Annotated in this window: 11 protein-coding genes; 8 read left to right on the top strand and 3 right to left on the bottom strand. The window is 64.4% G+C overall.

The features are described from left to right. Window positions 1-248 precede the first annotated feature (248 nt). Genes GY937_03065 through GY937_03045 form a run of 5 tightly spaced genes read left to right on the top strand, consistent with a single transcriptional unit; the run spans window position 249 to window position 3526 of the window. Window positions 249-1448: a M20/M25/M40 family metallo-hydrolase gene (locus GY937_03065; protein MCP5055688.1), complete on the top strand. Its 1200-nt coding sequence runs from the start codon at window positions 249-251 to the stop codon at window positions 1446-1448. Window positions 1449-1482: 34 nt separating this feature from the next. Further along, complete coding sequence (locus GY937_03060) at window positions 1483-1890, top strand: hypothetical protein (GenBank protein ID MCP5055687.1); 408 nt, start codon at window positions 1483-1485, stop codon at window positions 1888-1890. A gap of 8 nt (window positions 1891-1898) precedes the next feature. After that, window positions 1899-2147 (top strand): hypothetical protein, encoded by a 249-nt coding sequence (locus GY937_03055; protein MCP5055686.1) that lies wholly within the window; start codon window positions 1899-1901, stop codon window positions 2145-2147. Between the two features lie 21 nt (window positions 2148-2168). Beyond that, window positions 2169-2498: a peroxiredoxin family protein gene (locus GY937_03050; GenBank protein ID MCP5055685.1), complete on the top strand. Its 330-nt coding sequence runs from the start codon at window positions 2169-2171 to the stop codon at window positions 2496-2498. Window positions 2499-2518: 20 nt separating this feature from the next. Beyond that, window positions 2519-3526, top strand: a complete 1008-nt coding sequence (locus GY937_03045) for a transglutaminase domain-containing protein (GenBank protein MCP5055684.1) — start codon at window positions 2519-2521, stop codon at window positions 3524-3526. On the opposite strand, the gene GY937_03040 is transcribed toward GY937_03045, so the two are convergent. Further along, window positions 3479-4531 (bottom strand): hypothetical protein, encoded by a 1053-nt coding sequence (locus GY937_03040; protein MCP5055683.1) that lies wholly within the window; start codon window positions 4529-4531, stop codon window positions 3479-3481. The two genes, GY937_03045 and GY937_03040, sit on opposite strands and share 48 nt — an antisense overlap. A gap of 7 nt (window positions 4532-4538) precedes the next feature. Further along, window positions 4539-5429, bottom strand: coding sequence for an MBL fold metallo-hydrolase (locus GY937_03035; protein MCP5055682.1), 891 nt, complete (start codon window positions 5427-5429; stop codon window positions 4539-4541). A 47-nt stretch (window positions 5430-5476) separates the two neighbouring features. Between GY937_03035 and GY937_03030 the strand changes: the two genes are divergently transcribed. Both GY937_03030 and GY937_03025 read left to right on the top strand, forming a co-directional pair. Next, the gene (locus GY937_03030) at window positions 5477-7150 is read left to right on the top strand and encodes a sulfatase (protein ID MCP5055681.1); all 1674 of its coding nucleotides are present in this window, start codon (window positions 5477-5479) and stop codon (window positions 7148-7150) included. Between the two features lie 6 nt (window positions 7151-7156). Beyond that, window positions 7157-7807, top strand: coding sequence for a glutathione S-transferase family protein (locus tag GY937_03025; GenBank protein MCP5055680.1), 651 nt, complete (start codon window positions 7157-7159; stop codon window positions 7805-7807). 410 nt (window positions 7808-8217) lie between these two features. On the opposite strand, the gene GY937_03020 is transcribed toward GY937_03025, so the two are convergent. Then, the gene (locus tag GY937_03020; protein ID MCP5055679.1) at window positions 8218-8877 is read right to left on the bottom strand and encodes a TetR/AcrR family transcriptional regulator; all 660 of its coding nucleotides are present in this window, start codon (window positions 8875-8877) and stop codon (window positions 8218-8220) included. Window positions 8878-9041: 164 nt separating this feature from the next. On the opposite strand from GY937_03020, the gene GY937_03015 reads away from it, so the two are divergent. Beyond that, entirely contained in the window at window positions 9042-10481 is a 1440-nt protein-coding gene (locus GY937_03015) for a beta-lactamase family protein (protein ID MCP5055678.1), read from the top strand. Window positions 10482-10683: the final 202 nt, after the last annotated feature.

Genomic DNA, 10683 nt, shown 5'->3' with positions numbered 1-10683 from the left:
CGGTCTTCTTCTCGCCCACGACAAGGCGCACTGCATCGCGCTTGAACTCGGGTGTGAACGTTCTTCGTACTCGTGCCATGGATCACCTCATTTGGGCTAGTATGCCCTAAGTTAGGTGTCCACTTTCCTGGGGAAGTGCTATCCGCTTTCCCACGGTCAGCCACCAGGATCCGGAACAATTCGATGGTCAACCCTTCGAGGACCTGCTCGAGCATCTTCGCGCCACCTACCCCCTCGTCCATGAGCGCATGACGGTCGAGCGCATCTCGGGCTACAGCCTGCTCCTCACCTGGCAGGGCAGCGATCCGTCGCTCGCGCCCGCGCTCTTCATGTCCCATACCGATGTCGTTCCCGTCGAGCAGGAAGCGCTCGAGGGCTGGACCCATCCGCCTTTTGGCGGCGTCATCGACGAAGAATTCATCTGGGGCCGCGGCGCTCTCGATGTGAAGAGCGGCGTGATCGGCTGGCTCGAAGCCGCCGAAGCCTTGTTGGCGAATGCTTTCCAGCCGGCCCGCACATTGGTCTTTGCCTTCGGCCACAACGAGGAGGTCGGAGGAGAGGGGGGCGCGGAATCCCTTGCGGCCACGCTTCGGGAACGCGGCATGAAGTTCTCGTTCCTGGTCGATGAAGGCGGCTTCCTCAGCTCGGATCTCGGCCTGATCCCGGGAAAGCTCGTGGCCCAGATCAACACGGCGGAGAAGACCTACTTCACGATCCACCTGACGGCGCGCAGCGATGGCGGGCATTCCTCGACACCGCCCCCGCACACCGCGGTGGGCAAGCTGGCCACGGCCATCCACCGGCTCGAGGCGAACCCCCTGCCGTTGCGGATCTCACAGCCGATCCGCGACCTCTTTGCGGCGCTGACACCGCATTTTTCTTTCGGCCGGCGCCTGGCCATGAAGAACCTCTGGCTGACGGGGCCCCTCGTCACACGGCGCATGGCCGAGGATCCCCTGCAGGCCGCCATGCTGCGCACGACCACGGCCGCCACGATGGTCTCCGGAGGCGTCAAGGAGAATGTGGTGCCCAAGCGCGCCACGGCGACGGTCAACTTCCGCATCCTTCCGGGTGAGACCCCCGACGACGTACTGGCTCATGTGCGCGCCACCATCGACGATCCTGAAATCGAAATCGAATCAGACACGTGGTCCCAGGCGCCACGGCCCGGACGGGTCGACGCCCTCGGCTATCAGGTGCTGACGGACGCCATCCACGATGTCTACCCCGAGGCCATCGTCGTGCCAGGCCTCCTGCTCGGCGCGACCGATACACGGCACTATGCGGACATCGTCGATGACGCCTACCGCTTCCTCGGTGCGATCGTGGCGCGGGACCAGATTCCCAGCATTCACGGAACGGATGAACGCATCGGGATCGAGAGCCTGGCCAACGCGGTGCGCGTGCAGGCGCGGGTGCTGAGAAGAGCCGGGGAAGCCACGCCGTAGGCCGAAATCGGGTCACTATGGTACAACCCCGGGGATGCGGAGCGCCTACAGCCTCTTGTGTGCCCTGATCGGAGGGATCGGCGGACTCGTTGGAATGGTCTTCCTTGCGTCGTTCTTTCAATCCCAGGCCCCTGGCGCGGTCGCAGCAGGCCCGCTCCCGGTCGGGCCGAATGGCGCCTACTTCGTGGCATTCACGGGCTCGTGCCTGGTGGCGTGGAGCGCTTGCCTGTTGGGAGCGGCGCGTCAGCCCACGGCGGCTCCCTGGATCGCCACCGCCACCTCCTTCGGCCTGGTCTTGAACGCCGTCTACCGGCTTGCAGCCTGGCTCGTCGGCGACTATCACAGCCTCGGAAATCTCCCGCGCATCGAGGCCGGAATCTTCCTGGCGCTCGCCCTCGCGTTTCTCTGGCTGCGACCCACACGAGCCGCGGCGGAGGCCTGAATCGAACCATGCTTCGCTGGCTCGCCACGATTGCCATTCTTGGCCTCATGGGTCTCACGTTCCTGCTGCCGGATACGTCTCTCGGGCGGCGCGGCACGGAGGCGGGCACTCGGACCGAAGCCCCGCATAGCTCGGAACTGCTGGGCCAACCCTTTCCCGAGCTCGCACTTCTCGATCTCGATGGCGAACCCGTTTCGTGGGAGAGCCTGCGCGGGCATCGGGTACTCGTCACCCTGGAGCGGAGCGTCGATTGGTGACCCTATACGAAGGCGCGGCTCGTGGAGCTGCGAGAAACCTTCCGGGACGAACCCGATCTCGAGATCGTGTACGTGATTCCGGACAATCAATGGAACGAGAAGTCGGCTCGGTTCGTGGATGGCCTGGGGATGAGAGAGCGAATCCAGTTCGCGCTCGATCCCGGCAGCGCGGCCATCGATTCCCTTGGTTTGCGACGACCCGATGCGGAGGAGATCGAGGCGGGTGTACCCCATCCGGCGACCTTCCTGCTCGATCGCGAGGGCGTGATCCGCTTGGTCGATGTGCGGGAGGATTTTCACATCTGGGTGGATTCCGGATTCCTGCGCGACGCTTTGGCCTCCGTGCCCTGAACGTTTCGCTCATCCTCGGCGTGCTGGTTGCGCCGGCCCTCGCTGAGGAGGGCCGGCGTTTTTCGTTCAGCTACGACACGCACATCGGGCCTCTCCCGAAAGCACCAGGCCTCGTTCACGTGTTCGTGCCCCTTCCGGCGGTGACTCCCCAGCAGGATGTCGTCGAGCTGGAGATCGAGGCGTCGATCGCGGGCGAAGTGGAGACGGAGAGCCGCTACGGAAACCGCTATTGGCACGGTGTCGTCGAAGCCTCCGAGGGCCTCGCCATCGACGTCTCCGTGAATGCGGTCGTCGAGCGGCGTGTTCATCGGAATCCCGGAAGTGATGAACGTCCGCTTTCAGCGGCCGAGGAGCTCGACTTTGCCGTCTTCCTGGGTGCGAACGAGCGCGTCGCCGTCGCCCATCCGATCCTCGAACCGATGCTGACCGAGGTCCGCGCCAGCCGCATCGACGCGGGGCCCGCGGCCACAGCTCGCGCCATCTATGACTGGATCGTCGACAACGTCGAGTACAAGAAGGTCGGCTCGGGCTGGGGCAACGGCGACACCTTCTGGGCCTGCAGTGAACGCTACGGCAATTGCACCGATTTCCATGCCTTGTTGATTTCGATGGCACGGACCGAAGGCCTGCCGGCGCGTTTCGAAATCGGCTTCCCGGTTCCAGAAGACCGCCCGACTGGCGAGGTCGGCGGGTACCATTGCTGGGTCGAACTCTTTGTACCCGGAAGTGGGTGGCTTCCCATCGACGCCTCCGAGGCGTACAAGCACCCGGAGAAACGCGAACTCTTCTTCGGCACCCATCCTGCGGATCGCATTCACTTCACGACGGGCAGGGATCTTCGTCTCGGAAGCGGACATCGTGATGCCCCCCTCAACTACTTCATCTACCCCTACGTCGAAGTGGATGGCATCGCCTACGAAGGCGGCATCCAGAAGAGCTTCCGCTACCGCAATGTCGAAGAAACGCCGAAGGCGCAGCGATCAGCTCTCGAAGGAGCGGATCTCGAACGTTCGGTTGCCGGCCCATAGCCCACGGACGGCCTCCTCGAGTTCTCGACAGCATTCGATCACCTCCCACCAGCGCTTTTGACAAGCATCGGTGGAGAGCTCCTCGAAATCGACCCGATCGGGGACCTTGCCCCCTGGGAGTCGACGCACGAACTCCGGCGACGGCGCGATCATCACAACCCTGTCGAGATCGGCAGTCTGCGGCTTCCGGTAGCGCAAGGGTTTGTCGAACCAACCCGGCGTGATGCGATCGAAGAAGTGGGGATAGAGGATCAGGCCAGGGGCCGTGCGGAAACGGAAATCGAAGTGGTAGTCGAGGATGCCGCCGTCGAGATAGAGACCAGCGCGCGCCCGCTGGGGATCCCGTACGCCCTCCATCAGAAGCGGGATCGATCCGCTGGCCAGGAGTGCCGGTCGAAGATTCGACGCGGTCAATTCGGAGCGGGCCGCGCCGAGAGAAGTGAAGCGAACGCCACCCTCTTCCGGCGCGAACACGACGCGTTCGAAGAACGCCGCGAGGCTCTTGCGTGAGAGGACATTGGCGAGCGCAGAAGCACCGAGGCCGAGCCGAAACGCGAGGCCCGTACCCTCGCGGCCCAGGCGCCAACGCGCGGTCACCACGTGATTTCGGAGCGAACCATTCCCCAGCAGCTCAGCATCGCCGTTGGCACCGAGCGCCTCGCCGATGATCCGCGCCGTTGCGGCACTGACGTCAGCCTGACTGGGACGATCCGGACCCTCGTAGCACTGCTGCACGTAGGCGCGTTCGAGGCGTGAGATCGCGGCCACCGGATCGTGGACTGAAAACGCGGCGTGGCGAAAGCTCCCGATCGATGAGCCGAGCAGATCGAGGGGGGTCGCCCGACCCGCCAGGAGCCATTCGGCCAGGGCCCGATCCATGCGACTCAGTACCAGCCACTTCGGCCCTCCCGAAGCCCCGACCAGTGTGGAGAACGCCTCCGCTCGCCAGCCTTCATTGGCGAGCTGCTCACGAGCGCTGCGTCCTGCCCGGATGACGAGAGGCATGCTTTGCCTACCGGGAAAGATCTGCGACGACGATGCGGACGAAGTCCTCGGGTTTCATGAAACCGCCGCCCCAGGCCGCGTCCAGATCCGCCGTCGGCTTCTCCGCAAGGATCTCGTCGGCGCCCTTTCCCGCCACGATCGCTGCACGTATCCGATCGCGAACCGTGACGAGCATCTCCCGGTAGGCCTCGAATTCCGCTCGATTCGAGAGGGGACCGTGGCCGGGAATGATCCTGGTTTCGTCGTCGGCCCGGGCCAGGACAGCATCGACGGCTGAAATCACACCGTCGATGGAGCCCCCGCTGTCGACATCGATGAACGGGTAGAAGCCGTTGAAGAACGTATCGCCCGTATGGACGACATTTCGCTCCGCGAACCACACGACCGAATCTCCATCGGTATGAGCCGGCGCAACGTGAACGACCTCTGTCGTCACGCCGTTCAGATGGAAGGTGACCGAGGTCGGAAACGTCAAGATCGGCAGCGCGGCCGAAGGCGAGGCCAGCACTTCGACCCCGCGGGCCTGCATCACCTGTTTCATGCTCATGCGCTCTCGCACGTTGTCATGGGCAACGATCACGACACCCGCTTCCCCGAGATTCTCATTGCCACCGGTGTGATCCCCATGCCAATGGGTGTTGACCAGGAAGCGGACAGGACGGGCATCGATGGCCTGGACCGCCGCGAGGATCTTCTCCGTGAGCGGGGCGTATTGGTCATCGACCAGGAACACACCATCGTCACCGGCAAGGACCGCGATGTTGCCACCGCGACCCATCAGCATGAAGAGGCCCTCGGCCACGGGAATCGTCTTGATCTCGACCTGGGAGAAATCCTGGGCGCTCGATGCTGACGAGAGAGCGAGTCCGAATGCGAGGAGCAAGCTGGGGATCTTCATGTTCCATGTGATGGCGCAGCTCCCGGTGCAGCGCCACCATGGGGTTCATGGCGACCAGGAAACCGAACTGGATCCCCCTTCTCGCGGCCCTTGCGCTCAGTTCGCTGCTGCCCTTTCGGGCGGACGCCCAGAACTCGGAACGCCCGAACATCCTGCTGGTCATGGCCGAGGATCTGAGCCCACGCGTCGGCGCCTATGGCGACCGGGTTGCACGAACTCCGAACATCGATCGCCTGGCCCGAGAAGGCCTGCGCTTCGAACGTGCCTTCACCAGCGCCGGTGTCTGCGCACCCAGTCGGGCAGGAATCATCATGGGCGTGCATGCCGACAGCTGGGGAGCCGGCCATATGCGCGTCGGCGGGCGTGGGTACGCAGCGGTTCCGCCTCCTGAGATGAAAGCGTTCCCCGAGCTGCTCCGAGCGGCGGGCTACACCACCCTGAACTCGCGCAAGACCGACTACCAGATGGAAACCGGCCTGGCGGGCACGTTTGGCGGCCCCTTCACGATCTGGGACGAAACCGGCGTGGACGATTGGCGCGGCCTCGCCGCGGACCGACCGTTCTTCGCCTACCTCACGCTCGAGGGCACCCACGAGAGCCAGGTCTGGCCCACCTGGAGCCTGCCCCGAAGCCTTCTCCAACTCGTCATGCTCCCCATGCGCGTGGCCAACCATTCGACCTGGATTCACGAGACGAAGCCTTCGAGCGTCCTGCTTCCGCCCTACTACCCCGATACCCAGACGGTTCGCGAAGACCTGGCCCGTCACTACAACAACATCGAGGCGATGGACGCCCAGGTGGGCGAGTTGCTCGCGAAACTCGAAGAGGATGGCCTGGCAGACCGGACGATCGTCCTCTGGACGACCGACCACGGCGACGGCCTGCCCAGGGCGAAACGCTGGCCCTACGATTCGGGCATCCGGATTCCCCTGATCGTTCGCTGGCCGGGCGTGACCGAACCGGGCTCGGTGAACGCCGAGCTGGTCAGTGGCGTCGACTTCGCACCTACGATCCTGCGAGCCGCGGGGGTGCCGATTCCCGATTACGTCCAGGGGCGCGTCTTCCTCGGCCCGGGCGCCCAGGCGGAACCCGAGTGGATCTACGCCGCTCGCGACCGGATCGACGAACAGATGGACCGGGTACGTGCCCTTCGAGACCGTCGCTACAAATACGTGCGGCATTTGATTCCGGACCAGCCCTACGTCCTGCCCGTGGAGTTCCGAAACACGATGCCGATGATGCAGGAGATGAACGAACTCGCCGAGGCCGGCGCTCTCGAAGGAACTCCCGCCCTCTGGTTCCGCACGACCCGCGACGCCGAGGAACTCTTCGATACCGAACTCGACCCCCACGAAGTGAAGAACCTCGCCGGCGAGCCCGCCCATGCCGATCGCCTCGCGCGGTTGCGCACCGCCCTCGACAAGTGGCTCGCTACATCGGGCGATCTCGGCCTGCTTCCCGAAGAAGAACTCGCCGAACGCTTCTGGCCCGGAGGCGTGCAGCCGACGACGGCTCCGCCAACGATCGCACTCCACGACGGTCAGGTGCACCTCAACAGCCCGAGCCGAGGTGCCTCGATCGGATTCTCGTTGGACGACGGCGCCTGGCAGCTCTACTCCGCCCCGTTTCGTGCGCCGGCCGGAACCGGAATCACCGCCAAGGCGATCCGCTACGGATGGGCCGAGAGCGATGAAACCACTTCGAGCATCCCCGGGAGCTGAGCCTCCGTGACCGACATCATCCTCTGGGGCCGCCGCAGCGCTTTCAACGTCCAGAAGATCCTGTGGGCGCTCGGCGAACTCGATCTTGCGTTCGAACATCGGGACGCCGGAGGCTCAGCGGGCGGGCTCGATACCCCGGAGTTCCTGGCCATGAACCCCCACGGCCGCGTGCCCGTCCTGGGCGACGGAGAGGTTCGAATCTGGGAATCCCATTCGATCCTTCGCTACCTGGGTGCGCGCCATGGCGGAGAAACGTTCTGGCCAGAACGCCCGGCGGAGCGATCCGTCGTCGACCGCTGGATGGATTGGTCCCAGACCAGTTGGCAGCCCGCCTTCATGAGCATCTTCTGGGGCTGGTACCGCACCCCGGAAGCCCAGCGAGACGACGCCCGGACCGCTGCCTCGAAGGCGGAGTGCGAACGACACCTCGAGCTATTGAATCGGGAACTCACGATCCGCCCCTTCCTCGCAGGCTCGCACTTCAGCCTGGCGGACATTCCAGCGGGAACCGCACTCTACCGCTGGTTCGAGATGGGACTCGATGTGGAACGGCCGCCCAACGTGATGTCCTGGTACCAACGCCTCTGCGAGCGCCCCGCCTACCAGGAGCACGTCATGGTCCCCTTCGACGAGCTTCGCGGACGTCTGGATTTCTAGCCCCGAAGCATCCGGGGCCGATCGCCATCCATGCGCCGGAGTCGCTCCGGATCAGTGGTAGATCAGACACCAGCGCTCGGGCTCGGAGCGCCGCGCGGATCGTGGATCCCCCTGGTCGGCTGGCGCCGGGGCAGGCTCTCAGGGATCCCGGGGACAGTCTTCTGGCTCCACGAGCTTGGGACCCCCGTCCGTTCTTCAAGAACGTCGGAGCAGCAGCCCAAGAAGAGATTTCGCAACGACTCAGATGGACGAATGGGAACTGATGCAGATCCACAGAAGACGTCGTCGAATCAACTGGATCTGCACCTTGGTGCGAAGGACAGTACCGCCTACTCACATTGCAGGCTCCTGCGGAGCATTTCCGTAACATCAACATGCCAGACAGCGCAGAGCGCATGGCTGGCTGGGGACTACTTTCCTTCATCTCCGGCGCTCTTTTCGATGTCACCGCCTGCAAACTGATTCGCGACGAGCGCAGATAGCCAGCTTCGAAACCGCTCACGCGAATCGGACTGCCCATCGAGTTCTGCACGGAGTTCGAAGACGGGCCCAAGAATTGATTCGCCGACTAGCGTTGCACCCAGGAGACGGACCAGGAACGCCGACTCTTCCCGGCTCGGCACGCGCTTCTGGTGTACGCGCGCGTACTCCGCCCGCCTTGCGTGGATCGCATCGGCCAGGCTGCGAAGCATCTCCTGCTCGGAGTTCTCGGGGCGCGGCTCGCTCAGTGCAAGGCCGCGCCATGCGAGGAGGCGAGCGTGGCCGGAGTCTCCGATTGTTTCGAACACGCGGCGGACGAGCGGCCCAACAGTGCTCTCGTCGGCCGGGACCGAGAGGGCCGCGAGCACGTCAGCGTTCAGCCGATCCTGAGCGTCTTGGGCCAGGGCCTGGGTGAGACCATCACGGCTTCCGAAGTGGTGGAGAATCGAGGGATGGGAGATCCCGACATCCCGCGCGATCGTCTTGAGGCGAATGGCTTCAGGCCCGTTCTCGGCGAGGCGCTTGCGCGCAGCGGCGAGGATTGCCTGTCGGGTCTCGCCTGCTGCTCGCCGACCTCGGCGGGCGGACATTCCACGAGGTTTGGGCGGATCTTTTTTTGACACGATTGTTGAATAAAACTTACATTACTGTAGAAATAATGCCAGCCTGGCGTGGGGGAATGGAGCAAGGAAGGTCTCAAATGCAGCGAACCGCCCTGGTTATGATGATTCCTGTGGTCTTCGTGTTGAGCCCTATGCCCAGCACAGCCGGGAACACGTCCCTCGAAGACGCAATCCGAAACCTGGCCGAATCACGGCTCGCACAACACGAATCGCCCTCGCTTTCCGTCGCGGTCGTCGCGGAAAGCCGGATCACGCTCGCCGCGGCCGGCTACGCCGACCCCGAGGCAGGCATCCCGGCGACCCCCGAGACCCTCTACCAAGCTGCTTCGATCTCCAAGCTCATCACCGCGACGCTCGTCGCGCGTCAACTGGAGCGAGGAAAGCTGGAACTCGACGCCAGCGCCAACCGCTACCTACCGCGAGAGCGTTGGATTCGGGATCGGAACGGCACACCGGTGACGGCGACGATTCGGCAGCTACTCACGCACACTGCGGGATTGCCGGTCCGTGGGACCGGCGACGATCCGATGACGTTGGCCAGCTATCTCGTCAATCGCCTGCGAACGGCGCGGCCAGCCGGCCAGAAGATCGTCTATTCGAACCAGGGCTACGCGCTGCTGGGCTACCTGGCGGCTGTGGCTGATGGCCAGACCTTCGCGGAACACGCCAGAACGGTTCTCTTCGAGCCCCTGGGAATGAGTGATTCGACCTTTCGTCCGCCATCCGAGTTCGAGGCGCGCCTCCCCATCGGTTACGGAAGACTCTTCGGCGCGCTCAGTGGCCGCGTCGAACGCAAGGATCCTTCCCCTCTTACTCCCGCAGCGGGGCTGATAACCACCGCGCGCGACCTGGCTCGCTTCGCACTTCTCTTCCTGCGCGGCGGCGAACTCGAAGGGCAGCGCATCCTGCGCCGCGAAAGCGTCGCGGAAATGCTTCGCATCCACGCCCGTCAGCACCCGGCCCTCGACGAGGGCTACGGCCTCGGTTTCATGGTGCGGGATAGAGAGGGACAGGTTCTGGCATGGCACGATGGCGGCATTCCTGGAGCCAGTGCCCGCCTGGCTCTCGACCCGGGCCTCGGGATCGCCGCCGTCGCCCTCTCGAATAGCGTCGCGGCCGAAGCGCCGACCGGATTCATCGCCGACGCCCTGGAACTCATCGGGCGGCGGGAGCCAGAACCCGCACGCGAGCCCACGGCGCCCACAGAATCCGCGCCAGACTCTGCCTACTATCGCCTCGTGGATGTGCTTTCCGACGACCTCTGGCTCCTGAACGTATTCTTCAACCTTGAGGTCGACATGGAAGGCGACACACCGGTGTTGCGTCGCTTCCCAGCTCTCTCTCCCCTCGAGGTGAAGCCGCTGGGCCGGAATCGCTTTCTCGTCCGCGGCTGGCTTGTCGACGGTGCTGTTGCCCGCACCGAGGGAGACCGGCTGTACGTTGGGATCATCGAGGCACGGCGCGTCGCCGTGTGGGAAAGCGCGCGCGCATTCCTGGCGTACAGTGCGATCCTCCTTTTTTCCGCACCCGTGTTCCTGGCCGTCCGATGGCATCGACGAGCGCGAAGCTAGCCGCTCCCGCTGGACGCGAATCGCTTCCTTCTGCGTCCACCGCGTGGTTCACGGCAAGCCTGGGCTGTAGACGCTCACTCAGAAGCGTAGAAATCTGATCATTTGGCCGGGGGGCGACGCAGCCCGCCGTTCCGGATTCCGATTCAGATCTTCCGGGTCGAAAGGTCCTTGACCCAGGGCGAACGCCCTCCCGGCTCGACCG

The organism is bacterium (assembly GCA_024228115.1).
Lineage (GTDB): Bacteria > Myxococcota_A > UBA9160 > UBA9160 > UBA6930.
Note: the sequence above shows the minus strand (reverse complement) of the source record. Positions and strands in the feature narration are given on the sequence as shown.

What these genes read in the sequence shown, in the direction of transcription:
- GY937_03065 (MCP5055688.1), top strand. Translation starts at nt 249, where the DNA reads ATGACGGTCGAGCGCATCTCGGGCTACAGCCTGCTCCTCACCTGGCAG.
- GY937_03060 (MCP5055687.1), top strand. Translation starts at nt 1,483, where the DNA reads ATGCGGAGCGCCTACAGCCTCTTGTGTGCCCTGATCGGAGGGATCGGC.
- GY937_03055 (MCP5055686.1), top strand. Translation starts at nt 1,899, where the DNA reads ATGCTTCGCTGGCTCGCCACGATTGCCATTCTTGGCCTCATGGGTCTC.
- GY937_03040 (MCP5055683.1), bottom strand. Translation starts at nt 4,531, where the DNA reads ATGCCTCTCGTCATCCGGGCAGGACGCAGCGCTCGTGAGCAGCTCGCC.
- GY937_03035 (MCP5055682.1), bottom strand. Translation starts at nt 5,429, where the DNA reads ATGAAGATCCCCAGCTTGCTCCTCGCATTCGGACTCGCTCTCTCGTCA.
- GY937_03030 (MCP5055681.1), top strand. Translation starts at nt 5,477, where the DNA reads ATGGCGACCAGGAAACCGAACTGGATCCCCCTTCTCGCGGCCCTTGCG.
- GY937_03020 (MCP5055679.1), bottom strand. Translation starts at nt 8,877, where the DNA reads ATGTCCGCCCGCCGAGGTCGGCGAGCAGCAGGCGAGACCCGACAGGCA.
- GY937_03015 (MCP5055678.1), top strand. Translation starts at nt 9,042, where the DNA reads ATGCCCAGCACAGCCGGGAACACGTCCCTCGAAGACGCAATCCGAAAC.